The following is a 23,542-nucleotide window of genomic DNA, read 5'->3' as shown; positions in this document are numbered from 1 at the left end:
CCCACGCGGCACCGCCGATAATCGGGTGCCCCGGGCCCGGGGCGGTGGGATCGTGCGCGCATGACTTCTCCCGGTATGCCCGGCACTCCCGGCACTGCTGCCCGCTCGTTCCCGGCCGAGGCCGTGGCCGCCTTCCCCCGTCAGTTCGCCCGCACCCGGCGCTTCTCACTCGGAACAGTGCGCCATGTGACGCTCTCACCGGACGGAGAGCGCGCGCTGTTCCTGCGCACCCGCAGCGGCACCGACACCTCCAGCGGACTGTGGATACGGGACACCGACGGCGAACGCCCCCTCGCCGACCCCGCCACGCTCGAGCCCGGCTCCCCCGCGGGACCACCCACCCCCGAGGAGGCGGCACGCAGGGAGCGGGACCGCGATCTGTCCACGGGCATCACCGGGTACGCGACCGACGACGCCATGGAACTCGCCGTCTTCGTCCTGGACGGCAGGCTCTGGGCGGTGCGTACGGGACAGGGCGAGCCGTTCGGCCTCCCCGCCGCCGGTCCGGTCACCGATCCCCGCCCGTCCCCCGACGGCCGGCTCATCGCGTACGTCACGGGCGGTGCGCTCCACGTCATGGCGGCGGACGGCACGGGAGACCGGTGCCTCGCGAGGCCAGGAACGGACGAGGAGGGGACGGTCACCTACGGCCTGACCGACCACGTCTCGGCCGAGTCCATGGGCCGGGCCCGCGGGTACTGGTGGGCACCCGACGGCAGCGCGCTGCTCGTCGCCCGGGTGGACAACACACATGTCCGCCGACGCTTCCTCGGCGACCCGGCGGACCCCGGTCGTCCGCCGCGTGTGCAGCACTATCCGGAGGCCGGGACCGCCAACGCCGACGTCTCGCTCCACCTGCTGCGCCTGGACGGGACGGCCACCGAAGTGGACTGGGACCGCGAGGCGTTCGAGTACGTCGTGGCGGCCGGCTGGGACGCCCATGGCCCGCTCACCACCGTGGAGAGCCGCGACCAGCGCACCCTGCTGACCCTCGGGGTCGATGCGGGGAATGGAGCGACGCGTGTGCTCGCGCGGCAGCGGGACGAGCTCTGGGTCGAGCTGCTGCCCGGCGCGTACTGCCGGACCGCTTCGGGGGCCCTGGTGCTTCCCCACGAGAGCGGGGACAAGCGCGGGCTGCGCGTCGGCGAGCAGGTGGTGACACCGCCGGAGCTGCAGGTCTCCCAGGTGCTCGGCACCGATGGGGACACGGTGCTCTTCGCCGCCGGCGAGGACCCCCTGGAGACCCACGTCTGGTCCTGGTCCCCGGACAAGGGAAACGTCGCGGTCAGCGACGGTCCGGGGCTGCACTCCGCGGTGCAGCGCGGAGGCACGGTGGTGCTCGACAGCGTCACGCCCGACGGCCCACGCGTGACGGTCATCCGCGAGGGCGTCGACAGCGGCTCCATCGCCTCCCTCGCCGAGGAGCCGCTGATCCGGCCGCAGCCGGAACTGCTGACGCTGGGGGAACGGCGGCTGCGCAGCGCGCTCTTCCTGCCCAGCTGGTACGAGCGCGGGGACCCGGATGCCTCCCCGCTCCCCGTGCTGGTGGCCCCCTACGGCGGACCGGGGATGAGGCTCGTGGTCCGGGCCCGCATCTGGCCGTCGCTGGTCGCCCAGTGGTTCGCGGAGCACGGCTACGCGGTGCTGATCACGGACGGCCGTGGCACGCCCGGGCGCGGCGCCTCGTGGGAGAAGGCGATCTGGGGCGACCAGTTCACTGCCGTACTGGAGGATCAGGTCGACGCGCTGCACGCGGCCGCCGAGGCAGTGCCGTGGCTGGATCTGAGCCGGGTCGGGATCAAGGGCTGGTCCTTCGGCGGTGCGCTGGCCACGGCGGCGGTCCTGCGACGCCCCGACGTCTTCCATGCGGCGGTCGCCGGCGCTCCGGCCATCGACCCGCGCCTGTACGACACGCACTGGAAGGAGCGCTTCCTCGGTCATCCGGACCGGTACCCGGAGCACTACGACCGCTGCACCCTGAGCAACGAGGCACATCTGCTGCGGCGTCCGCTGCTCCTGGTGCACGGCACCGCCGACGACAACGTCGCATTCGCACACACCTTGCGGATGTCCGCGGCGTTGCTGGCCGCCGGACGGGAGCATTCGGTGCTGCCGTTGCCCGGTCAGTCGCACATCGTAAGCGACCCTGTGACGGCCGAGCGGCTGCTCCTGACTCAATTGCTTTTTCTTGACAAAGCCCTTCGCAGTTGACCAGCGCCTGTGCAGGATTCACAGGGCAGAGGCAAGCAAAGGCAAATGCGTGCAGCTCCCGACAGAACAGGAAGTCCTCCATGACAGCATCGACCACCCGCAGGTCCGTGCTCGCCGCCGCGGGCGCCGCCTCGGCCGCCGTGACTCTCGCCGCCTGCGGATCGGGCGGCAGCGAGGGCAGCGACGAGAACGCCGGCGGTGACGGCGGCAGCGAGGCCGGGAAGGGCGAACTCGGCAAGGCCGCCGATATCCCGGAGGGCGGCGGCAAGGTGTTCAAGGAGCAGAAGGTCGTCGTGACCCGTCCCAGCGGGTCGGAGTACAAGGCCTTCTCCGCGACGTGCACGCACAAGGGCTGCTCGGTCTCTGAAGTCAAGGACGGGACCATCATCTGCCCCTGCCACGACAGCAAGTTCGACATCTCCGACGGCAGCGTCAAGGGCGGTCCCGCGACCAAGCCGCTTCCTCCTGCGAAGGTCTCCGTGAAGGGCGGCAACATCCACCTCGCCGAGGGCTGAGGTTCCCCTCCCTGGGTCGTCCGAGGCCGGCCACGGCTACACCGCGATGTCGCGAGCGGCCTTCTCCAGCGCCGCCACTGCGGCCCTGATCGACGGTCTGCGGTCGGCGTCCTCCCGCCAGACCGCGTAAATACGTCGCCGCAGGGTGTGGTGCACGGGCACGAGCGCCACACCCTGCGGCACAGGTCCCCGGCCCAGTCGCGGGGTGACCGCGACACCGAGCCCGGCAGCCACCAGCGACAGTTGCGTGTGGTGTTCCGCCGCCTTGTGCGAGAGGCGCGGTTCGATGCCCTCGGCGCGCAGCGTCCGCATCAGCCACTCATGGCAGAACTCGCCCTCAGGCCAGGAGATCCACTCCTCCTCCGCCACCTCCTTGAGCTCCAGGCGCCTTCGGCCCGCCAGGGGGTGGGTATCGGGCATGGCGAGATCGACGGGGTCCTCCAGCAGTAGCACCCTGCTCAGTCCGGCGGGCAGCGAGAGCGCCCTGTTGTGCCAGTCCAGGACGATCGCGAGGTCGGTGCCGCCTCGGATCAGCCGGGGCAGGGCCACTTCGGCCTCCGACTCCGTGAGGCGCGGCCGCAGTTGGGGATGCTCCCGGCGCAACTGCGTGAGGGCCGCGGGGAAGAGACCCCGGGCGGCCGTGGGGAACGCGCTCAGCAGCAGTTCGCCCGCCGCCTGACCCCGGTGTGCCTCCAGGTCCGCCTGCGCGACCTCCAGCAGCGACAAAATCCTCTCCGCATGCTCCGCCAGCAGCCGCCCGGCGTCCGTCAGCCGGACGCCCCTTCCGCTCCTGGACAGCAGCTGCTGTCCCGTCTCCCGTTCCAGCTTCGCCATCTGCTGGGAGATCGCGGATGTCGTGACGTACAGGGCTTCGGCGGCCCCGCCGACCGTTCCGTGCACGGAGATCTCGTGCAGCACCCGCAGGCGTTCCAGATTGAACATGTAAGCAACGCTACGCCTTTCCGTCTACGGATACTCGCTTGTGCTAAGAGATGGGCGACGGGATCGTTGCTCCCATGACCAGGTCCACGCGGCCCTCGGGCAGTGCCCCTCAGCCGGCCACTCCCCCGCCCCAGGCAGGTGAACCGCAAGGGACGCCGCACTCGCTGACGCCTCCGCCGCGGCGCCGCCTCAACTGGCGGGTGCGCTTCGCGGTACTGGCGCTGGTGTGGGGCTTCAGCTTCCTGTTCATCAAGGTCGGCACCCAGGCGTTCGCACCGCTCCAAGTGGCCCTGGGCCGCATGGTGTTCGGGGCCGCGGTGCTCGCCGTGGCGCTGGTGGTCAAGCGCGAGCGTCTGCCGGGGCGCATACGGATCTGGGGTCACCTGGCCGTCTCCGCGGTCTTCCTCAACACGCTGCCGTACTCGCTCTTCGCCTACGCCGAACTCACCATCTCCTCCAGCCTGGCGGGCATCTGCAACGCCACCAGCCCGCTGTTCGGCATGCTGCTGTCGCTGGCCGCCCTCTCCGATGACCGCCCCACACGTCGCAGAGTGGCCGGGCTGGTGGTCGGGTTCGGCGGTGTGCTGGTGGTGCTGGGCGCGTGGCGCGGATTCTCCGGGCAGGACCCGGCGGGTACGGCCATGGCCCTCGGTGCGGCCGCCAGCTACGCGGTCGGCTGGCTGTACGTGCGCCGCACCCTCGCCGACAGCCCGCACTCGGCGCTGTCCATGTCGGGTGGGCAGTTGCTGCTCGGCTCGGCCCAACTGCTCCTGCTGACGGGGCTGTTCACGTCCCTGCCGACGCGCTTCGCGGCCGTGCCGCTGCTCGCGGTGCTGGCGCTGGGCGCGCTGGGCACAGGGCTCGCCTTCCTCCTCCAGTACGGCATCGTCGCGGAAGTGGGCCCAACGACCGGGCAGATGGTCACCTACTTCATCCCCGTCATCGCGACGGTCGCGGGTGTGACCGTGCTCGGCGAACCTCTCACCTGGAACACTCCCGCCGGAGCGCTGATCGTGCTGCTGGGCGCCGCCCTCACACAGCTCGGGCCGCGCCGTGCACGGGAAGCGGCAGCGCCCGGCACGGGCGACGGCGGCACACGTCAGTCGTAGCGCCGAGCCGCGGCGGGACGAAGTGCGGCGGCGACCGCGTCGGCGAGTTGCCCGGCGTCCTCCGCCGTCAGCGGTGAGACGGTCAGGCGCACACCGGGTGGCGATGCGAGCCGGAAGCGCGCTCCCGGGGCGACGGCCCAGCCCGACTGCAAGAGGCGTGTGACGGCACCTGTCTCGTCCGGCACCGGCACCCACACGTTCATGCCGCTGCGCCCGTGCGCCCCGACGCCGCGCGCCTCCAGCGCCCGTACGAGCGCATTCCGGCGCTGCCCGTAGGAGCGCGCCACCGCCGTCACGTCGACCGCCCGCGTCTGCCAGAGATGCAGTACGGCGTCCTGGAGGAGATGGCTGACCCACCCGGGGCCGAGCAGCTGGCGGCCGCGCACCCGGTCGAGGGTGACGGCGTCGCCGGTGACGACCGCGAGCCGCAGATCGGGCCCGTACGCCTTGGCCGTGGAGCGCACCAGGGCCCAGCAATCGGTGGCGCCCGCAAGGGCGTTGAGCGGCTCCTCGACGATCCCGTGCCCGTGGTCGTCCTCGATGAGCAGCGTCCCGCGGTGCCGGGCGAGCACCTCGCGCAGGCCGCTGGCACGGCCGGCGGTCACCGCCGCACCGGTCGGATTCTGCGCACGGGCCGTGACGATCAGGGCGCGGGCGCCCTCGCGGAGCGCACGCTCGGCCTCCTCGGGCAGCGGGCCCTCGTCGTCGACGGCCATGGGCAGCGTCTTCAGCCCGAGTGCGGGGACGAGGTCGAGCAGGCTGCCCCATCCCGGGTCCTCGACGGCGACCGCATCTCCGGCACGCAGATGCGCCGCGAGCACCCGCTCGATGGCGTCGAGCGCGCCCGAGGTCACCGCGACAGGCCCGTCCGGCACACCGTCCTCGTCGAGTTGACGGCGGGCCGCAGCGGCGAGCGGCTCGCTCACGGCCGGGTCGCCGTAGAGCGCCGCACGACGCGAGGCGTTGTCCGCCGCCGCCGAAAGGGCCGAGTGCAGCGGCGGCAGCAGCGCCGTGTCGGGGTTGCCGGTGGAGATGTCCACGCACCCCTCGGGCACCTCGGCGCGGATGGCCTCCCGCGGCGTGCTGGCGGGCCGCGCGCGTACGCGACTGCCGCGGCGCCCGGCCGTCTCGATGACTCCGCGTTCACGAAGGCTCCGGTACGCGGCCGCGACCGTGTTCGCGTTGACGCCCAGCTCTTGCGCCAACTCCCGCATGGGCGGGAGCGGTTGGGCCGGGGCCAGACCGCCGGTACGCACGCCGTTCTCCACGCTCGCCGCGATCTCAGCTGCGCGCCGTCCCTCGATCCGGTATTCTCCTAGCACGAAACAGAGTTTGCACTAGTACTAAACAGGATGCAAGGGAGAGTTCCTTTGGCGTACACCGTCCCTTCCCCCGGCACCTCCTCCGACCCGTACGTCCGCACGGAGCGCACCGTCCCCACCAGGCATCGCGAACGCGCCTCCTACGACCGCGAGTTGGTGCACTCGATCCTCGACGAGGACTACATCTGCCACCTGGGGTTCGTACGCGACGGCGCACCGGTGGTCCTGCCCACGCTGTACGCCCGCAGGGGCGAGCAGGTCTATCTGCACGGGTCCACCGGCTCGCGTCCGTTGCGGGAGGCGGACTCCGGCGAAGGTCTGCCGGTCTGCCTCACCGTTACCCGCGTCGACGGGCTCGTCCTCGCCCGCTCCGCCTTCCACCACTCGCTCAACTACCGCTCGGTGATGGTCCACGGGACCGCGTACCGGGTCACCGAGGACGAGGAACTCACCGCCGCCCTCGACGCCTTGGTCGACGGAGTGGTCCCGGGGCGCGCGGCCGACTCCCGCCGTGCCGACGCCAGGGAACTGGCCGCCACAGCCGTTCTGCGTCTCGATCTGACGGAGGTCTCCGCGAAGGTCCGTCAGGGCGGTCCGTCCGACGACGCGGAGGACCTCGCGCTACCGCACTGGAGCGGTGTCGTCCCTGTCAGCCGGGTCTACGGCACCCCCGTTCCCGCCGAGGACCTTGCCCCCGGCACGGAGCTGCCCGCGTACCTCAAGGGCCGCTGATACGGGGGTGGTTCAGCGGGTTCAGCGCCGGGGCATGCCGATGGTCGGGCCCGGTTCAGGCGTGCGCGTCGTCCGGCAGGGCGCCGTCAACGGGCGCGCCGGACTCCGTCCCGCCGGATGCGACCGGCTCGTCCTGCTGCTGCTTGGGGGCAGAACTCTGCGCGATGAAGGCACCGAGCAGCACCACGGCACCGCCCACGAGCTGTACGGGGGCGAGGTGTTCACCGAGGAGCACCCAGGCAAGCACGGTCGCGATGACGGCCTCCAGGCACGCCACGACACCGGCGACCTGCGGGGAGAGCCTGCGTACCGAGACGACTCCGGTCAGGTACGCGGCAACCGTCGCCACCAGCACGATCCAGCCCAGCAGCACGAGCGCCGGCACCGTCCTGCCGTCCATGGAGGCCTCACCTGCCAGCACGTGCCACTCCATCTCCCATGGCCTGGCCAGCACGGTGAGCAGCAGCGCGCCGATGAGCAGACCGTAGGCGATCACACCCATGGGGTCGGAGGGGCGGCGGCCGTCCGACCCGTCGCTGCCGTGGTCCGAGAGTACGAAGTAGCCCACCTGACAGCACGCCGCGCCAAGCGCCAGCAGCAGCCCCAGGAGGTCGAGCGTCAGCCCGGACCAGACGCGCACCACGCAGGCCAGGCCGCCCACCGCGAGTACGACGCCCACACCCGCGGCACGACTCACGGGCCGACGCTGCACGAACCGCACCCAGCCCAGCACCAGCGCGGGTGCGAGGTATTCGATGAGCAGGGCGACGCCGACCGGGATGCGGGAGAGCGCCGCGAAGTAGCACGCCTGCACACCGGCGACGGCGAGCAGCCCGAACCCGAGGAGCAGGCCGGGGCGTTCACGCACCAGCCCCCGGTGACGCCAGGCGAGGGGCAGCATGACGCAGGCCGCGCCCGCAACCCGCAGCCAGGTCACATGCAGGGGTTCGAGACCGGCCTCGATCAGCGGTTTGGCAGCGGGCCCCGAACCGCCGAACGCGAAGGCGGAGACGAGCGCCAGCGTCAGGCCGAGGCTTCCTCCGCGCACGGAAGGACCCGGCCGCGTCGTGTCATGCATGCACTCATCATGTCAACGACCGACAGGAGTGTCACCCCTGATACTCATGACACTCGACGGCTGTCCGGTTCGCCCGGCCTTCTGACGCCGAGCCCCGTGGCGATTCCGCGCACATCGACTCCGGCGGTACGCAGCACTTCCGCGGCACGGCACTCCGCGTCGGCGACCAGTCCGGCGAAGAGATCGACGCCGTCAGCGCGATCGGCGCCACGCGCCCTGACGCAGCCCAGCGCAACCTCCATCGCCATGACGGCAGCCGGGGACCAGCCCGGCAGCAGGCCCTCGTCGACTCCGGCACACGGGACACCGGCCTTCTCCACCGAATGCCGCCAGCGCAGGCCGTATCCGATGCTGCGCTGCGCGAGATAGCCGAGCAGCTTCGCGGTCAGCGGACCTCCACCGCCGAGGAACGCCCGTACAACGGGATCCGATTCGAGAAGGCTGTGCAGCAGATGCGCGGTGTCCACGCCCCGGTCGCCACCCCTGGAGGCCCGTCGGCGCGCGGTCGCGACGACGGCTGCCAGCTGTTCGCTCAGCCGGTCCTCGATCACCGCGCCTGCCGTTCTGCCGGCAGGCACTGGGGGCGTACTGGTGTCCACAGCACCACCACATCACATGCACATCCGGCCACACATCCTCGCCGCGGGGCATATGCACGTACCCCGATGGGAGGTGCGTACCGCAGGGGCCTCCTCCTTGAGGAGGAGCGCCGCCTGAAGGGAGTTCGGGGTGGGTAGGGAGGAACCGAATGCCCGGAAGGTCGCGTCTTGTTCTCCAACAGCCCCCCATACGGCAGCACTTGGAGATTTCCATGGCCGCTCACCATGCACGCTCCGTTCTCGCCGCGCTCGCCCTCGGTGCCGCTGTGACCGTCAGCGGCTGCGCGGGGTCCGCCTCCTCCTCCAATTCGCCGGCATCCGTGGACGGCACGGACTCCGGCTCCACCGCTTCCCCGGGCCCGTCCGATTCCGTGGGCTCCGCTCAGGCGCCCGGCGCCCAGGACGCTCCGGGTGACGACCGTGGCCGCCCCGGAGGCTCCGGCAGCGGAGCGGACCGGCCTCGCTGGTGCACCACGGAGGCGCTGACGGTCTCACTGCGACCGGGACAGCCCGCCGCGGGCAACCGCTACGCCGCCCTCGTCCTCACCAACTCCTCGTCGGCCGCCTGCCGTACGCAGGGCTGGCCAGGGCTCCAGCTGACCGGCGCGAACGGCGGGAAGATCCCCACCAAGGTGGTACGGGACCACTCCGTCCCCTCCCGCCAGCTCACCCTCTCCCCCGGCGGGCACGCGACTGCCCGGCTGCACTGGACGGTCGTGCCCGGCGAGGGCGATCCCGACGACGGCCGGTGCCCCGAACCGAAGGCGGTGCGCGTGATCCCGCCGGATCAGCGCACCGCGAGGACGGCATCGTGGAAGTCGGGTGAGGTGTGCGGCGCCGGCGAGATCGACGTCCGGCCGCTGCTGCCGGGGGCCGGTCCTCCCAGCTGACAGCCGCCTCACGGCCCCGCGCACCGCACGCACACCCCCGCGGTCACTCCTCCTCGGCGAGGATCAGATAGAGCTTCTTGCGGGCGTCGTTGACGACACCGAGCGCCTTCTCGCGCTGCTCCGGGGTGCCGTTCGCCCAGACCTGCTGGAAGGCACTGACCAGCGCGCCGCCGGCCTTGCGCACCTCGTTCATGGCCTCCCAGTCGATGCCGCGCCCGGCCTCCTCCCAGGGGGCCTCCGGGCCGGCCTCGGCCTCCTGGCGGCCGGCGTCGGTGAGGGAGAAGAGGTTCTTGCCGCCCTCACTGGCGCTGCTGATGAGCCCCTCGTCCTCCAGCAGCTGGAGCGTCGGGTACACCGAGCCCGGACTCGGCTTCCACGCGCCACTGCTGCGCTCTGCGATCTCCTGGATCATCTCGTAGCCGTGCATCGGGCGGTCCTTGAGGAGCGCCAGGATCGAGGCCCGCACATCACCTCGGCGTGCGCGCCCGCGCGGTCCTCCCCGGCCCCGGCCTCTCGGCCCGAAGGGCGGGCCGTCCCCGAAGGGCGGACCGAAGGCACCGAAGGCCCGGCGCTCGGACGGGCCGCCGAAACCGGCCGGGCCGCAGTATCCGGGGCCACGGCCATGCCCGCGGCCACCAGGTCGCTGTTCTTCCTTACGCATGACGAATCCCTTCCATGATCTGTCTTTGACAGACTTTGACTTGTCGTGATGGGTCAACGATATATCGGCGATGCTCGTATGGCAATACCCGAGCGATACCGCGCCGGTCCACCTTCGCCGCATTGGCCGTGGCACGCCGCGGCCGCCCTGGCCTAACGTCCCGGCCCATGAGGATCCGTACAGTCGACGCCTTCACCGACCGCCCCTACCGCGGCAATCCCGCCGCAGTCGTGCTGTTGGAGGAGGAGACCTTCCCGGCGGACGAACGCATGCAGAGGGTCGCCAACGAGATGAACCTCTCGGAGACCGCCTTCGCGCACCCGCTCCCCGGCGACGCCGGGGCCGACTGGGCGCTTCGCTGGTTCACCCCGGCCGCGGAGGTCGATCTGTGCGGTCACGCCACGCTGGCCACGGCACACGTCCTGCACAGCGACGGCCTGAGCTCCGGCACCGTGCGCTTCCGCACCCGCAGCGGCGTGCTCACCGCGGCGACCGCTGCAGGCGGCGCGATCACGCTGGACTTCCCCACGGCCCCGCTGACACCGGCCCCGGCGCCTCCCGGGCTCGCCGACGCCCTCGGCGCCGAACCGGTGTCCGTGCACGACACCGGGACGCTCGGCGATCTCCTCGTCGAGGTCTCCGACGAGGGGACGCTGCGCGCCCTCGCTCCCGACAGCACCGCCCTGGGCCGTCTCCCGCACAGGGGCGTCATCGTCACCGCGATCGCGGACGGCGGCGCCGAACAAGGCAGCGGCGGCCAATACGACTACGCCTCGCGGATGTTCGCCCCCTCCGTCGGCATTCCCGAGGACCCGGTCACCGGCAGCGCCCACACCGCGCTGGCACCGCTGTGGTCCGCGCGGCTCGGCCGTGAGTCACTGACGGGCCTTCAGTGCTCCGCCCGAACGGGGCTGGTGCGTACGACGCTGCGAGGCGAACGCACCGAGCTGACGGGAGCGGCAGTCACGGTCCTGGACGCCCACCTGTGCGCCGGATGGTGACGGCCCCGCAGCGGGCCGGCGGCTGTCAGGGCGTGGGCAGCCAGTCCACCTTGCCCGCGAAGAGCGCGTAGCCGGCGAAGGCCACGATGTCGATCAGCGCGTGCGCCACCACCAGCGGTCCGACGCGCCCCCAGCGCCGGTACAGCAGGACGAAGATCACGCCCATCGCCATGTTGCCGAGCAGCCCGCCGATGCCCTGGTAGAGGTGGTACGAGCCGCGCAGCAGCGCGCTCACCGCGAGTGCGGCCCAGGGTGAGAAGTCCAGCTGCCCGAGCCTGCGCAGCAGGTAGCCGACGACGATCACCTCTTCGAGCACGGAGTTCTGGATCGCGGAGAGGATCAGCACGGGGATGCGCCACCACACGTGCGGCAGCGATTCGGGCACCACGGTGAGGTTGAAGCCGGCCTGCAGAGCCCCCAGGTAGAAGCCGAGCCCGCTCCCTCCGATGGCGGCGGCGAGCACCGCGCCGCGTCCCAGGTCGAATCCCGGCCTGCTCCGGTCGAACCCGAGGGAGCGCAGCCCGCCCGCGCCCTCCCGTGTGAGGAGATGGGCCACCAGCACCACCGGGACCAGCGCGGTGGCGATCCCGAAGAGCTGCCAGGCCAGGTCTAGCCAGGGCCGGTCGGGAGCGCGCGAGGTGTTCAGGCGTGCCGACTGGTCGGCGAGTGCGCCCGAGGCGGTCAGCGAGCCGATGAAGCTGATCAGCGCGGAGACGGCGCTCGCACCGAGCGACAGTGCCAGCACCAGCAGCGTCTCGTGCCGGAGCGTGCGCGCCGAAAGCTCCTCGGACGCCGGGAACCGAGCGGGGTCGCTCGCTTGCGACTGCACACATGCCTCCAGTTCACCGGTCCGCGACAGCCGGGGACGTGCATAGCTTGCCGGACGGCGCCGGGGCGTGCGAAGCAGGGGTCGGGCGGTCCGTTGCACTCCCGCCCGTACGCGGCGTCTACGGGCCGGGAGCCCAGGTGTGCACAGGCTCTCCCGTACGCGCGAGTTCGCAGTAGCGTCGCGTGACCGCCGCGAGCGCCTTCTCCCGCTCGAGGCCGGACTCGACGGCGCGGTGGTAGGCGTCCGCCTGCCACGACGCCCCGTTGACGCGGCGCCGGCAGCGTTCCTCGATGACACCCAGGCAACGGTCGCGGTCGCCGCTCTCGACGCCCCACGCCTCAAGCCCGGCCGCGGCGAGCGGAAGCAGTTCCTCCTGCACGAGCCGGATCGCCGGCATCGTGACAAGGCCCCCGGGGCGGCCGTGCCGCGGCCAGGTCAGCTCCGCCTCGATGCCGTGCCGGCAGGCCGCGTCGAAGTTCGCGGAGGCGGCCCCGAAGGGCAGCCGCGACCAGACGGGTCGGGGCTCGTCGGCGAGGCTGCGCACCAGTCCGTAGTAGAGGGCCGTGTTGGCGAGCACGTCCGTGACCGTGGGGCCGGCTGGCAGTACCCGGTTCTCCACGCGCAGATGCGGCACGCCCTCGCTGACCGCGTACACGGGTCTGTTCCAGCGGTAGACGGTGCCGTTGTGCAGCACGAGTTCGGGCAGGCCCGGAGTGCCGCCGGCTCTCAGCACGCTCTGCGGATCCTCGTCGTCGCAGATGGGCAGCAGCGACGGGAAGTAGCGCAGGTTCTCCTCGAAGAGGTCGAACGCCGAACCGATCCACCGCTCGCCGAACCAGGTGCGCGGCCGCACGCCCTGTGCCCGCAGCTCGTCCGAGCGGGTGTCGGTCGCCTGCAGGAAGACCGGGATGCGCGACTCCCGCCACAGCTCCCGGCCGAAGACGAAGGGCGAGTTGGCGCCCATCGCGACCTGCACGGCGGACACGGCCTGGGAGGCGTTCCATACATCAGCGAAACGTTCCGGCGTCACCTGCAGATGGAGCTGCACCGAGGTGCACGCCGCCTCGGGAGCGATCGAGGCGGAGGTCCGCGTCAGCCGCTCGACGCCTTGGATGTCGAGGACGACCTCCTCGCCCCGCGCGGCCATGATCTGGTTGTTGAGCAGCGTGTAGCGGTCCACGGCTGTGAGGTTCGAGGAGACCAGGTCCTCGTCCGTGAGCGTCGGCAGAATGCCGATCATCACGATCCCTGCGCCCACCTCATTGGCCTGCCGGTCCGCGTAGCCCAGTCCGGTGCGCAGCTCCTCCGCGAGCTGGTCGAAGACCCGCCCGGACAGACGGTGAGGCACGATGTTGACCTCGAGGTTGAACTGCCCCAGCTCCGACTGGAAGTCCTGGCTGCCGATGCGCTGCAGCACCTCGGCGTTCATCATGCGGGGCATGCCGTCGGCGTCCGCGAGATTGAGCTCGATCTCCAGGCCCATGAGGTTGCGGGGACGCTCGAACCGCTTCTCCTCCAGGAGAACCTCGAACGCCTCCAGGCACTCCTTCAGCTTCCGCCTGTACCGATGCCGAGCGGACAGGTCGAACCCGTCGGAGACGACCTTCTCACCCATCGGGGTGTCCCTCCTCGATACGGCCGCGTGGTGTCAGCGATGATGCCCGTCGAGCCTGCGGATAACGCCTCGACGATCTCCACGTACCCGCCTGCCGTGAACCTCTCACCTGCGCCGAACGGCACGTTCCGGAGGCATACGGCAGTGGTCCAAGACCACGCGCACAGTCCTTGTGGGAAACGCAGACTGGATCCGGCCGACCACGACGTCTCAATCACCCCAGGCCACAGGGCCTCCCGCCGCGGTACATGTGGTCAAGTGCGGTGCAATACCGGCCGGATGCAGTCTTGAAACGAAAGTGGTGGCCCGTTAGCCGAAATGGTGATGTAACGCGTTTCGTATAAACTCCGGTACGGATCGAGACGCGGTATCACCGGACCGGCCGGTGCCCGCAGTCGACGGTCCCGCTGCCGCTTCGCGGCACCTCCCCACGCCGACAGTGCCGTCCGCGCCATGCCGAGCACCACGTGGCTCTTCAGCGAGAGGTGGCGATCCACCATGCCGCTCCACGTTCCTTCCGCCCCGGCTCCCGCAGCACGCAGCGTCCTCGCGGCCCTGCGCGCGCCGGCCACCGCACACCGGGGACACGCACCCGTCGCCGCCGACGGCGGCGGACTCTCGCTGGAGATCGAACACCCACTGCCCGTGCACGAGTTGGCCGACTTCGGCCCACCGAACTCTGCCCCGTACACGCGTCTGACCGGCTGGCGCTTCCTGCTGCGGGAGAAGGACGCCCCTGCCGGGTCCCCGGCGGTGGGGGCGGCGGAGACGCTGCTCACCTCCGACGGCTGGGCCTTCGCGTACTTCTGCGGCGGCCCGTACGTCGCCTCGTCCCAACGGGCCCTGCGGCAGGCCGAGTCGCTGCCCGGACTCCACCAGCCGCGGCTGCTGTCCGTGCCCCGGCTGTACATGCTCACCCTCTGGCTGCACGGAAACGCCACGGCGGCCATCGACGAGGGTGCCCCGCAGCCGTCGGACCTGCTCATCCCCCTCGCGCCCGCTCCCCCCGGCATCGCGGCCCACGTTCCGCACCGTGCCGACGCGCTCCTGCCCCTGCTGACCAGACGTTCGGTTCCGGCAACTCCCCTGCTGAGAAGCGGCAGGTGAGTTTCGTGGGATACCGTACGCGGTGCCTGTCGCGGTGATCCAGGGCGGCTTCCCCCGTTGCACGTATACGGCAAACCACCCGTATGTGCGGATCAGTTGACGGCAACCACCCGCACGAGTGATGCGTCTCTCCTGGTTGAGGAGCGGTGACACGAAATCCCTGCGGAATCTCCTCCGCAGGGGAACACTGGGACACACACCGGAACGGGGGGCGGCCATGGACATCGTGACCAGCCGCACGGACATCACGACACAACGGAAGACGACAGCGACAATGTGCCAGCACCAGCCACCTTGCCCGACAGCCGAGTCCGCCGACCGGGAAGCCGCACACCCTGTGGCCCACTTCCCGGAGCAGGGCTGGAGCCTGCTGTGCAATGGCGTCCTCCTCTTCGAGGACACGGGCGAGCTTCTCCCGGACGGCAAGATCATCGACCCGCACCGTCCGCTCGACAGCCGCAACATCGCCACCGCTGCCTGATCCCACAGCAGCCACAGGCCAGGGCCGGCCCGGTGTGACACCGAACCGGCCCTGACACACGCCGTTTCGATCCTCCGCGCTCCGACGCTCCCGCGCCCTCAGCCGTCGTACTCCTCCACCGGCGGGCACGAGCACACCAGATTCCGGTCGCCGAAGGCGCCGTCGATACGCCGCACCGGCGGCCAGTACTTGTCGGAAGCGCTGACCCCGGCCGGGAAGACGGCCGTCTCCCGCCCGTACGGGTGCTCCCAGTCCCCGCTCAACTGCCCCGCGGTGTGCGGCGCGTTGCGCAGCGGGTTGTCCTCGGCTGGCCACTCCCCCGAACCGACCTTGTCGATCTCACCGCGGATCTCGATCATCGCTTCGCAGAACCGGTCGAGCTCCGCCAGGTCCTCGCTCTCGGTGGGTTCCGTCATCAGCGTCCCGGGCACCGGGAACGACATGGTCGGAGCATGGAAGCCGTAGTCGATCAGCCGTTTGGCCACGTCGTCGATGCTCACGCCGGTCTGCTTCGTCAGCGGCCGTACGTCGATGATGCACTCGTGCGCGACGAGCCCGTGCGGCCCCGTGTAGAGGACCGGGTAGTGCGGTTCCAGGCGCTTGGCGATGTAGTTCGCCCCGAGCACGGCGACCTGCGTGGCGCGGCGCAGCCCCTCGGCTCCCATCAGCCTCACGTACGCCCAAGAGATCGGCAGGATGCCCGCCGAGCCCCAGGGCGAGCCGGAGATCGGGCCGATGCCGCTCGCCGGTCCCGCGGCGGGCTGGAGCGGGTGGTTGGGCAGGTGCGGTGCCAGGTGCTCGCGCACACCGATCGGACCGACACCGGGCCCACCGCCGCCGTGCGGGATGCAGAAGGTCTTGTGCAGGTTCAGGTGGGAGACGTCGGCCCCGAACCTGCCGGGCCGCGCGAGCCCCATCAGCGCGTTGAGGTTCGCACCGTCGACGTAGACCTGACCGCCGGCGTCGTGCACGGCCGCGCAGATGTCGGTGATGTGTTCCTCGAAGACGCCGTGCGTGGAGGGGTAGGTGACCATCAGCACGGACAGCTCGTCGCCGTGCTGCTCGATCTTCGCGCGCAGGTCGGCGGTGTCCACGTCGCCGTCCTCGCTGGTCTTGACCACCACGACCCGCATGCCGGCCATGATCGCGCTCGCCGCGTTCGTACCGTGCGCCGAGGAGGGGATCAGGCAGACGTTGCGCTGGTCGTCGCCGCGTGAGCGGTGGTACGCCCGGACGGCCAGAAGTCCTGCCAGCTCGCCCTGGGATCCGGCGTTGGGCTGCAGGGAGACCTTGTCGTAGCCGGTGATCTCCGCGAGCTGATCCTCCAGCTGATGGATCAGCGCAAGGTAGCCCTCCGCCTGCTCGGCCGGAGCGAAGGGGTGCAGCCCGGCGAACTCGGGCCAGGTGACGGCCTCCATCTCGGTGGTGGCGTTGAGCTTCATGGTGCACGAGCCGAGCGGGATCATGCCGCGGTCCAGCGCGTAGTCCCGGTCTGCGAGCCTGCGCAGGTAGCGCAGCATCGCCGTCTCGGAGCGGTACTCGTGGAAGACGGGGTGGGTCAGATAGTCCTCGGTGCGCAGCAGCGCCTCGGGCAGCGCGTCCCCGGAGAGTCCGGCGTCCAGCTCCTCTGCGTCGGCCTCGACTCCGAACGCGGACCACACAGCCTCCAGCTGGGCCCGGCCCGTGGTCTCGTCGCAGGCCATGCCGACGTGGTCCGCGTCCGTCTCCCGCAGGTTCACGCCCGTCTCGCGCGCACGGGCGACGATCTCGGCCGCACCTCCGGGGACCCGCGCCGTGACGGTGTCGAAGTAGCTGCCGTGCACGATCTCCACTCCGCCTCCGCGCAGCCCCTCAGCGAGCAGAGTGGCGTAGCGGTGCGTGCGGCGGGCGATGTTGGCCAGGCCCTCCGGCCCGTGGTGCACTGCGTACATCCCGGACATCACGGCGAGCAGCACCTGGGCGGTGCAGATGTTGCTGGTGGCCTTCTCCCGGCGGATGTGCTGCTCACGGGTCTGCAGGGCGAGGCGGTAGGCCTGGTGACCGTCCGCGTCCTTGGAGACGCCGACGAGGCGGCCGGGCAGGCTGCGGGCGTACTTGTCGCGTACCGACATGTAGCCGGCATGCGGCCCTCCGAAGCCCATGGGCACGCCGAAGCGCTGGCTGGAGCCGACCGCGATGTCCGCGCCGAGCGACCCGGGCGAGCTCAGCAGCGTGAGCGCGAGCAGGTCGGCGGCGACGGTCACGACCGCTCCGAGCTCGTGCGCCTGCTCGATGACGGCACGGTGGTCCCGCACGGCGCCGGAGGCTCCGGGGTACTGCAGGAGCAGCCCGAATACTCCGCGCTCGGCCACGTCGGCCGGGATTCCGTCGCTCAGGTCGGCGACGACGACCTCGACGCCGGTCGGTTCAGCGCGGGTCCGGATGACGGCGATCGTCTGCGGCAGGCAGTCGGCGTCCACGAGGAAGACGCCCTGCTTGACCTTGCCGACCCGGCGGGAGAGCGCCATGGCCTCGGCCGCCGCAGTGGGCTCGTCGAGGAGCGAGGCACCCGAGGTCGGCAGGCCCGTCAGGTCGGCCACCATGGTCTGGAAGTTGAGCAGGGCCTCGAGGCGGCCCTGCGAGATCTCCGGCTGGTACGGCGTGTACGCGGTGTACCAGGCGGGGTTCTCCATGACGTTGCGCAGGACGACCGAGGGGGTGAAGGTCCCGTAGTAGCCGAGGCCGATCATCGACGGAAGCACCTGGTTGCGGGCCGCGAACTGCCGCAGCTCCGCGATCACTTCGGCCTCGGTGCGGCCAGGAGGCAGGTTCAGGGCCTCTTTGCTCTTGATCACGTCGGGGACGGCGGCGGCGGTCAGCTCGTCGAGGGAGCCGTATCCGACCTGGGCGAGCATCTTCGCCTGGGCACCGGCGTCCGGGCCGATGTGCCGCCGTTCGAAAGGAGTTCCGCGTTCGAGATCGGCGAGAGGGATGCGGTTGGCAGTCATCTGCGGGGGCCTCCTGGTCACTGTGACCTACGGGGACACCACGGCGCTGGTGCCCGGACGGCCTCCCCCTCTGTCATCTCAACCTGAGAGTTTCACCGGTCCGCCCCCGCTGAGGGAGACCCGGCTTTCACCGTCGGTGAGGAGGAGCCCAGGCACTGCTCGGCCCGCCCTGCTTTCCAGAGTGACCTCACCCGCGCGGTACGTGAGCCTGAGAGATTCCGGGGAGGAGTTGCTCCTTCGGCGCCCCCGGCTGATGCCGGAGGACTCTCCCGCTCGGGGTCCACAGCCACTTCGAGCCTACCAGCGGTTCCTCCCACAGGACCCGGGTGCACTCGGGTGGCCAACCGCTGAAATGTGCCTTTGGGTGGTAATACGGCTTGTACGACCGGCTCCCGGCGTCCTCGGCGCCCCCGCAGCACGCTGTTGCGCGGCAGCACGGCAGAGCCGAGGAGGGGGTTCGCCAGATCACCAGACCCCAGGGCCGGCCTCGTCCCGTGACGCACCCGGTGCCCCTGAACCACGACTTGGAGGGACCGTGCAGAACGACATCGATCCACGGAGCCTTATCGGGCGCAGAGCACTCGACAGCAGCGGCTGCAAGATCGGAACGGTCGGCGAGGTGTACCTCGACGACGCGACGGGCGAGCCGGAGTGGGCGGCCGTGCGCACGGGCATCTTCCGGCGCGAGACCCTCGTACCGCTGGAGCCGAGCGAGCTCGTCGGCGGCGCCCTCCACGTCCCGTTCGAGAGGGCGCTGGTGCGCAGCACACCCGTGCTCGGCGTGGGCAGGCACCTCTCCCCCCGCCAGGAGCTCCAGCTGTATCTCCACTACGGGCTGGAGGTGCCGCCCCCGGCCGAGTCCGTCGGCCCTGTGCCCTCCTCACCGGCGTCGTCGGGGCCGGCACCGTCCTCGCCTCCGCCGGACAGGGACTTCGGACGGATAGCGGGGACCGAGAGCTGAGACGATTCCCCCGTTCGGCCCAACCCCTCGATCCGCTTCCGCCGCGCCATCGCCGCGAGCGGCGGCGGTTCGGCAGGCTCCAGAGCGGGATCGTCGACGGAGTAGGTCCGCACCCGGCCGGGCACGGACCCAGGATCCTCGAACCTCACGGTGACCCGGCCGAGCCCACTGCCCTGCACCCAGCCGAGACCGAGCTCCGCATGCCTGACGTCCCGGCCCGGCACCCAGCGCCGGTGGGCCGGAACCTCCGGCTCCTCGGGCACGGCAGCCGGCCCGTGCTCCTCCCCCAGGTGGCCCGCTGTCCTACCTTCTGCCGCTGCCGCGGCATCCGCGTCGGCCTGTGCCTGTGCGAACAGATCTTCCTGAGTGAAGTCGGCCAGACCGCTGACGCCGACGCCCAGCAGACGCACCCCGGCGGTGGTGTCCACCGTGTCGAGGAGCCTGGCCGCGGCCTCGCGGACCACGCCGGTGTCGTCGGTGGGTCCGCGCAGCGTCTCCGAGCGCGTCAGGGTCGAGAAGTCATAACTGCGGACCTTGATCACAACCGTGCGGCCGGACCTCCCGGCCGCACGAAGCCGCTCCGCGCACCGTTCGGCGAGGCGCGCGAGGTGCGCCTGGACGAGCGCCCTGTCGGTGAGGTCGACGTCGAAAGTGTCCTCCACCGACACCGATTTCGCGTCGCGCTCCGCGATCACGGGACGGTCGTCCCAGCCGTTCGCCATCGCGTAGAGCGAAGTGCCGTGCGCCCTGCCCAGAAGTCTCAGCAGCTCCGCCTCACCCGCCTCCGCCGTGTCCCCGACGGTGGTGATCCCGGCGCGGCGCAGCACCTCTGCCGTGGCCGGACCCACGCCCGGCAGAGTGCGTACTGACATCGGAGCCAGCAGCTCCCGTTCCGTGCCCGGCTCGATGACGACGAGCCCGTCGGGCTTCGCCTGCTCCGAGCCGATCTTGGCGAGCATCTTCGAGCCGGCCAGCCCCACGGAGCCGCTGAGCCCCGTCATCTCGCTGATCGTCTGCCGCAGCCGCTCCCCCACCGCTCGTACGGCCGGAGACGCCGAGCCGTCGGTCAGCGCCTCGCCGGCCTCCAGGTCGACGAAGGCCTCGTCGAGGCTGAGGGGCTCCACGAGCGGCGACAGCCCGCCGAGGATCTCCATGACGGCATCGCTGACGTCCCTGTAGAGGCTGAAGCGAGGCGAGAGGTAGGCGGCGTTCGGGCACAGACGGCGGGCCTGGCCCATGGGCATGGCCGAATGGACGCCGAAGATCCGCGCCTCGTACGAGGCCGTGGCGACGACTCCGCGCGGCCCGAGCCCGCCGACGACGACGGGTTTTCCGCGGAGGCTGGGCTTGGATGCCTGCTCGACGGCAGCGTAGAAGGCGTCCATGTCCAGATGGAGGATCGTCGGAGCGCTTCTCACATTGGTCGATGGTGCCGCATGGGACCGACAGTCAGCCTGCGCGGTTGCGCCGCCGCGCCAGCTCGTCCCCGGGATGATCACCCACGATGGTCTCGCCGGTGTCGACGTGCTCGCCGTGCAGCTGCGCCAGGGCTCCCTCGACGTCTTTCCACACCACGCCGACGGCGATCCCGAACACGCCTTGCCCGCCCTGCAGCAGGTCGACGACTTCGTCGGGCGAAGAGCACTCGTAGACGGTGGCTCCGTCGCTCATCAGCGTCATCTGGGTCAGGTCGGTACGGCCGCGGGTGCGCAGATGCTGGACGGCGGTGCGGATGTTCTGCAGCGAGACGCCCGTGTCCAGCAGCCGCTTGACGATCTTGAGGACCACGATGTCGCGAAAGCTGTAGAGCCGCTGGCTTCCGGATCCGTAGGCGGGACGGATGCTCGGCTCCACGAGCCCTGTGCGCGCCCAGTAGTCGAGCTGGCGGTAGGTGATCCCGGCGGCCGAGCAAGCGGTGGGGCCGCGGTATCCGATGAGTTCCGGCGATTCGTCCGTGGATCTCTCCCCCTGCAGCGGACCTGCCGAGCCCCCGCGAGGAGGGGTCTCGCCCGCCGCCATACCGTCGCCGGTATCTCTCACGCCGACCTCCGTCCTCCGCATCCCGGGGCATGACCGGGACCTGCCTCACCGAAGGTAGGCAGTCACCCGTGGTGCGTCAACGATCGCCACACTCGGCACGCCGGGTGAAAATGCCCCAAGGAGTGGTTTCCCGTAACCGAAAGGAGGGAAGGCGTCACGGTTTGTAGTCGCCAGGCCCGTCATGAGCCGCCCGCGGCGACGAGATCACTGGCTGCTGGTGCCGAAATCCTCGGGCGAGATCTGGTCGAGGAACTCGCGGAACTTCTCCACCTCGTCCTCCTGCTCGTCCGGGATGGCGATGCCCGCGTCGTCCAGCACACCCTCGCTGCCGTAGATCGGCGTACCGGTGCGCAGAGCCAGCGCTATGGCGTCGGACGGCCGCGCGCTGACCTCGACCCCGCTGGCGAAGACCAGCTCGGCGTAGAACACGCCTTCTCTGAGGTCCGTGATGCGGACAGCGGTGAGCTCCTGGCCCACGGCCTCCAGGACGTCCTTGAACAGATCATGGGTGAGCGGGCGCGCAGGCGTCATGCCCTGCTGCGCGAAGGCGATCGCGGTCGCCTCCCCAGGGCCGATCCAGATGGGGAGGTACCGGTCGCCACCCACTTCACGCAGCAGCACGATCGGTTGGTTGGAGGGCATTTCGACCCGGACACCCACAACGTCGAGCTCGTTCACACAGCAACCCTAGGCCGTGCCCCGCCTGTTTGGGTAGTCGGGACCCGCCCTCAGCTGTCGTGTGAACCTACTCACCCGGGCGGTTGCCCGCGTCGGGGCCCTCAGCAGGCCGTACGTGCAGCGCCGCCTGCACAAAGACCTCGTAAAGCCGCCCGGACAGGGCCGCCAGCCGGGCGCCCGGGGGCTCGGCACCGCCCCCGGTACGGGCGTCACCGGGGTGTTCCGCCGACGCAACGGCGCTCTCGAGCAGGCCCGCCTGATGCTCGGCAGCGGCCTTCACGGCGTGCAGCTGCCGCGGCGGAACTCCGTGGCGGCCGAGCTCCGAGACGATGCCGGCGACGGCCACAGCGGCCTCGTCGTACGAGCTGTCCGGGTACCGGGAGACAAGACCGTGCGATTCGCAGTCCATGAGCTCGGGCTCCGTCAAGCCGGCGGCGGCAAGCAGCTGCTCCCGGCCGATTCGGACCGGGGGGTCGGATGGCCTCTCACGCCGTGTGCCCGGGCTGCTCCGCTGGGGTGCCTTCGTCGGCGGCAACGGGAGCTCGCCCTCTGCGACGGAACCCAGATGTTCCTTGATCACCCTCAGCGGGAGGTAGTGATCACGCTGCATCCGCAGGACGTCCCGCAGTCGCTCCACATCCTCGCCGCTGAACCAGCGGTGGCCCGACGGAGACCGGCCCGGCTCCACGAGTCCCTGCGTCTCCAGAAATCGGATCTTGGAGACCGTGACCTCGGGGAACTCCTCGCGGAGCACACGCAGCACGCCGCCGATGCTCAGCGGCCCGCTGCCCGCCCCTGTGGCGGCACCGTCACCGGCACCACCGGGCGGTGTGTGCTCCATGCCCTGCCCGGAAGGTCAGACCGTGCGCTTGCTCGCGAAGAAGACCAGCCGGAACTTGCCGATCTGAACCTCGTCACCGTTCGCCAGCGGCACGCCGGCCTCGATGCGCTCCCGGTTGACGTAGGTGCCGTTGAGGCTGCCGACATCGGAGACGGTGAAGACACCGTCGGGACCGCGCCGGAACTCCACGTGACGCCTCGAGACGGTCACGTCGTCCAGGAAGATGTCGCTCTCAGGGTGACGGCCCGCGGTGGTCAAATCGCCGTCCAGCAGGAAGCGGCTGCCCGAGTTGGGGCCTCGGCGGACCACCATGAGAGCGGAGCCCAGAGGAAGGGCGTCGACCGCGGCCTGAGCCTCGGGGGACAGCGGCGGCGTCTGCTGCTGACCGGTGACCTCTGCCTCGTACGCCTCCAGGCCGGAGATCGAGATCGTGGAGGTCGTCTCGGAGGAACCCTCGGCCACGGGAGCACCACCCCGGAGCGGTGCCCCGCAGTTGGAACAGAACCGGCTCGCCTCGGCGACCTGGGTCCCGCACCTGCTACACACCGGCACGGCAGATCCTCCACCTGTACTCGAGGTTGATGGTGCACCGGAACCTATGCGGCCCGACGCTGCGGGGTCAACCGAATCCCCGCCCTGACCACCCGCATGGCCACCGCCGGGAGGGGTGACCTCGTCGCGGAACAGCGGGCGTCCCGCGCCCTCACCGTCGTGGGCCGCCACGGAATCGTGATGCCGGGCGGTCCGGCGCCGCGCGGCGCCAGCGCCGTGCTCCTGGCGGCTCTTGCCGAACAACCTTGCAAAAAAACTCACGGGCGATTCCCCTCGCACGAAACAGACCCGCCCGTGGGGCAGGACAGACCCTCGATGCTCTCACTCCGCCGATATGACGCCCAGACAACGTCCCTGGCCTTCGGACAGTTTCCCTCACGCGATGGTCACC

Annotated in this window: 21 protein-coding genes, 1 pseudogene and 1 riboswitch; of the genes and pseudogenes, 9 read left to right on the top strand and 13 right to left on the bottom strand. The window is 70.8% G+C overall.

What is annotated here, in order from left to right; genetic code table 11:
- Positions 1 to 60 precede the first annotated feature (60 nt).
- On the top strand, positions 61 to 2,211 hold the full coding sequence (locus G4Z16_RS30790; protein ID WP_197353835.1) for a S9 family peptidase: 2,151 nt from the start codon (positions 61 to 63) through the stop codon (positions 2,209 to 2,211).
- A gap of 80 nt (positions 2,212 to 2,291) precedes the next feature.
- Positions 2,292 to 2,726 (top strand): Rieske (2Fe-2S) protein, encoded by a 435-nt coding sequence (locus G4Z16_RS30785; protein ID WP_197353834.1) that lies wholly within the window; start codon positions 2,292 to 2,294, stop codon positions 2,724 to 2,726.
- A 36-nt stretch (positions 2,727 to 2,762) separates the two neighbouring features.
- Here the strand turns inward: G4Z16_RS30785 and G4Z16_RS30780 are convergent, their stop codons facing one another.
- Positions 2,763 to 3,668: a LysR family transcriptional regulator gene (locus G4Z16_RS30780; protein WP_197353833.1), complete on the bottom strand. Its 906-nt coding sequence runs from the start codon at positions 3,666 to 3,668 to the stop codon at positions 2,763 to 2,765.
- A 74-nt stretch (positions 3,669 to 3,742) separates the two neighbouring features.
- On the opposite strand from G4Z16_RS30780, the gene G4Z16_RS30775 reads away from it, so the two are divergent.
- The gene (locus G4Z16_RS30775) at positions 3,743 to 4,777 is read left to right on the top strand and encodes a DMT family transporter (protein WP_246531155.1); all 1,035 of its coding nucleotides are present in this window, start codon (positions 3,743 to 3,745) and stop codon (positions 4,775 to 4,777) included.
- Here the strand turns inward: G4Z16_RS30775 and G4Z16_RS30770 are convergent.
- Complete coding sequence (locus G4Z16_RS30770) at positions 4,768 to 6,099, bottom strand: aminotransferase class I/II-fold pyridoxal phosphate-dependent enzyme (RefSeq protein ID WP_197353831.1); 1,332 nt, start codon at positions 6,097 to 6,099, stop codon at positions 4,768 to 4,770. The two genes, G4Z16_RS30775 and G4Z16_RS30770, sit on opposite strands and share 10 nt — an antisense overlap.
- 30 nt (positions 6,100 to 6,129) lie before the next feature.
- Between G4Z16_RS30770 and G4Z16_RS30765 the strand changes: the two genes are divergently transcribed.
- Positions 6,130 to 6,831: a pyridoxamine 5'-phosphate oxidase family protein gene (locus G4Z16_RS30765; RefSeq protein WP_197353830.1), complete on the top strand. Its 702-nt coding sequence runs from the start codon at positions 6,130 to 6,132 to the stop codon at positions 6,829 to 6,831.
- A gap of 55 nt (positions 6,832 to 6,886) precedes the next feature.
- Here G4Z16_RS30765 and G4Z16_RS30760 read toward each other — a convergent pair whose 3' ends face one another.
- Both G4Z16_RS30760 and G4Z16_RS30755 read right to left on the bottom strand, forming a co-directional pair.
- A complete protein-coding gene (locus G4Z16_RS30760; protein ID WP_197353829.1) occupies positions 6,887 to 7,909 on the bottom strand; it encodes an EamA family transporter in 1,023 nt (340 codons plus the stop codon).
- Between the two features lie 44 nt (positions 7,910 to 7,953).
- The gene (locus tag G4Z16_RS30755; RefSeq protein WP_246531153.1) at positions 7,954 to 8,487 is read right to left on the bottom strand and encodes a peptidase; all 534 of its coding nucleotides are present in this window, start codon (positions 8,485 to 8,487) and stop codon (positions 7,954 to 7,956) included.
- 233 nt (positions 8,488 to 8,720) lie between these two features.
- Here G4Z16_RS30755 and G4Z16_RS30750 point away from each other — a divergent pair, with 233 nt between their 5' ends.
- Entirely contained in the window at positions 8,721 to 9,398 is a 678-nt protein-coding gene (locus G4Z16_RS30750; RefSeq protein WP_197353828.1) for a DUF4232 domain-containing protein, read from the top strand.
- Positions 9,399 to 9,441: 43 nt separating this feature from the next.
- Here the strand turns inward: G4Z16_RS30750 and G4Z16_RS30745 are convergent, their stop codons facing one another.
- On the bottom strand, positions 9,442 to 10,059 hold the full coding sequence (locus G4Z16_RS30745; RefSeq protein ID WP_197353827.1) for a PadR family transcriptional regulator: 618 nt from the start codon (positions 10,057 to 10,059) through the stop codon (positions 9,442 to 9,444).
- 167 nt (positions 10,060 to 10,226) lie between these two features.
- Between G4Z16_RS30745 and G4Z16_RS30740 the strand changes: the two genes are divergently transcribed.
- A complete protein-coding gene (locus G4Z16_RS30740; RefSeq protein ID WP_197353826.1) occupies positions 10,227 to 11,060 on the top strand; it encodes a PhzF family phenazine biosynthesis protein in 834 nt (277 codons plus the stop codon).
- Between the two features lie 25 nt (positions 11,061 to 11,085).
- Here G4Z16_RS30740 and G4Z16_RS30735 read toward each other — a convergent pair whose 3' ends face one another.
- Entirely contained in the window at positions 11,086 to 11,889 is an 804-nt protein-coding gene (locus G4Z16_RS30735) for a CPBP family intramembrane glutamic endopeptidase (RefSeq protein ID WP_246531152.1), read from the bottom strand.
- Positions 11,890 to 12,007: 118 nt separating this feature from the next.
- On the bottom strand, positions 12,008 to 13,504 hold the full coding sequence (locus tag G4Z16_RS30730) for a glutamate-cysteine ligase family protein (RefSeq protein WP_197353825.1): 1,497 nt from the start codon (positions 13,502 to 13,504) through the stop codon (positions 12,008 to 12,010).
- A gap of 498 nt (positions 13,505 to 14,002) precedes the next feature.
- On the opposite strand from G4Z16_RS30730, the gene G4Z16_RS30725 reads away from it, so the two are divergent.
- Positions 14,003 to 14,611 carry a hypothetical protein gene (locus tag G4Z16_RS30725; protein ID WP_197355030.1) on the top strand — a complete coding sequence of 203 codons (609 nt, stop codon included), beginning with the start codon at positions 14,003 to 14,005 and terminating at the stop codon, positions 14,609 to 14,611.
- Between the two features lie 274 nt (positions 14,612 to 14,885).
- Complete coding sequence (locus G4Z16_RS30720) at positions 14,886 to 15,092, top strand: DUF5999 family protein (RefSeq protein WP_028437360.1); 207 nt, start codon at positions 14,886 to 14,888, stop codon at positions 15,090 to 15,092.
- Positions 15,093 to 15,190: 98 nt separating this feature from the next.
- Here the strand turns inward: G4Z16_RS30720 and gcvP are convergent, their stop codons facing one another.
- Positions 15,191 to 18,079: an aminomethyl-transferring glycine dehydrogenase gene (gene gcvP / locus G4Z16_RS30715; RefSeq protein ID WP_197353824.1), complete on the bottom strand. Its 2,889-nt coding sequence runs from the start codon at positions 18,077 to 18,079 to the stop codon at positions 15,191 to 15,193.
- Between the two features lie 186 nt (positions 18,080 to 18,265).
- Positions 18,266 to 18,361, bottom strand: a riboswitch (glycine riboswitch).
- Here gcvP and G4Z16_RS33380 point away from each other — a divergent pair.
- Positions 18,333 to 18,755, top strand: a pseudogene (locus G4Z16_RS33380) (PRC-barrel domain-containing protein); the annotation flags it as partial. It overlaps the preceding riboswitch by 29 nt.
- Positions 18,756 to 18,907: 152 nt before the next feature.
- Here G4Z16_RS33380 and G4Z16_RS30705 read toward each other — a convergent pair.
- From G4Z16_RS30705 to G4Z16_RS33375, 5 genes are all read right to left on the bottom strand, one after another.
- Entirely contained in the window at positions 18,908 to 20,458 is a 1,551-nt protein-coding gene (locus tag G4Z16_RS30705; RefSeq protein ID WP_197353823.1) for a DNA polymerase IV, read from the bottom strand.
- A gap of 31 nt (positions 20,459 to 20,489) precedes the next feature.
- Positions 20,490 to 21,101 carry a MerR family transcriptional regulator gene (locus G4Z16_RS30700; RefSeq protein ID WP_197353822.1) on the bottom strand — a complete coding sequence of 204 codons (612 nt, stop codon included), beginning with the start codon at positions 21,099 to 21,101 and terminating at the stop codon, positions 20,490 to 20,492.
- A 183-nt stretch (positions 21,102 to 21,284) separates the two neighbouring features.
- On the bottom strand, positions 21,285 to 21,758 hold the full coding sequence (locus G4Z16_RS30695) for a bifunctional nuclease family protein (protein ID WP_028437364.1): 474 nt from the start codon (positions 21,756 to 21,758) through the stop codon (positions 21,285 to 21,287).
- A gap of 67 nt (positions 21,759 to 21,825) precedes the next feature.
- Complete coding sequence (ftsR, locus tag G4Z16_RS30690; protein ID WP_197353821.1) at positions 21,826 to 22,599, bottom strand: transcriptional regulator FtsR; 774 nt, start codon at positions 22,597 to 22,599, stop codon at positions 21,826 to 21,828.
- 15 nt (positions 22,600 to 22,614) lie between these two features.
- Positions 22,615 to 23,454 (bottom strand): double zinc ribbon and FHA domain-containing protein, encoded by an 840-nt coding sequence (locus G4Z16_RS33375; protein WP_197355029.1) that lies wholly within the window; start codon positions 23,452 to 23,454, stop codon positions 22,615 to 22,617.
- Positions 23,455 to 23,542: the final 88 nt, after the last annotated feature.

The organism is Streptomyces bathyalis (assembly GCF_015910445.1).
In the GTDB taxonomy this organism is placed as follows: Bacteria; Actinomycetota; Actinomycetes; order Streptomycetales; family Streptomycetaceae; genus Streptomyces; species Streptomyces bathyalis.
This window is presented reverse-complemented; position numbering and strand designations above follow the sequence as displayed.

Coding starts and splice junctions, on each gene's coding strand:
- G4Z16_RS30790 (WP_197353835.1), top strand. CDS start 61: ATGACTTCTCCCGGTATGCCCGGCACTCCCGGCACTGCTGCCCGCTCG.
- G4Z16_RS30785 (WP_197353834.1), top strand. CDS start 2,292: ATGACAGCATCGACCACCCGCAGGTCCGTGCTCGCCGCCGCGGGCGCC.
- G4Z16_RS30780 (WP_197353833.1), bottom strand. CDS start 3,668: ATGTTCAATCTGGAACGCCTGCGGGTGCTGCACGAGATCTCCGTGCAC.
- G4Z16_RS30775 (WP_246531155.1), top strand. CDS start 3,743: ATGACCAGGTCCACGCGGCCCTCGGGCAGTGCCCCTCAGCCGGCCACT.
- G4Z16_RS30765 (WP_197353830.1), top strand. CDS start 6,130: ATGCAAGGGAGAGTTCCTTTGGCGTACACCGTCCCTTCCCCCGGCACC.
- G4Z16_RS30760 (WP_197353829.1), bottom strand. CDS start 7,909: ATGCATGACACGACGCGGCCGGGTCCTTCCGTGCGCGGAGGAAGCCTC.
- G4Z16_RS30750 (WP_197353828.1), top strand. CDS start 8,721: ATGGCCGCTCACCATGCACGCTCCGTTCTCGCCGCGCTCGCCCTCGGT.
- G4Z16_RS30745 (WP_197353827.1), bottom strand. CDS start 10,059: ATGCGTAAGGAAGAACAGCGACCTGGTGGCCGCGGGCATGGCCGTGGC.
- G4Z16_RS30740 (WP_197353826.1), top strand. CDS start 10,227: ATGAGGATCCGTACAGTCGACGCCTTCACCGACCGCCCCTACCGCGGC.
- G4Z16_RS30730 (WP_197353825.1), bottom strand. CDS start 13,504: ATGGGTGAGAAGGTCGTCTCCGACGGGTTCGACCTGTCCGCTCGGCAT.
- G4Z16_RS30725 (WP_197355030.1), top strand. CDS start 14,003: ATGCCGCTCCACGTTCCTTCCGCCCCGGCTCCCGCAGCACGCAGCGTC.
- G4Z16_RS30720 (WP_028437360.1), top strand. CDS start 14,886: ATGTGCCAGCACCAGCCACCTTGCCCGACAGCCGAGTCCGCCGACCGG.
- gcvP (WP_197353824.1), bottom strand. CDS start 18,079: ATGACTGCCAACCGCATCCCTCTCGCCGATCTCGAACGCGGAACTCCT.
- G4Z16_RS30700 (WP_197353822.1), bottom strand. CDS start 21,101: ATGCGGAGGACGGAGGTCGGCGTGAGAGATACCGGCGACGGTATGGCG.
- ftsR (WP_197353821.1), bottom strand. CDS start 22,599: ATGGAGCACACACCGCCCGGTGGTGCCGGTGACGGTGCCGCCACAGGG.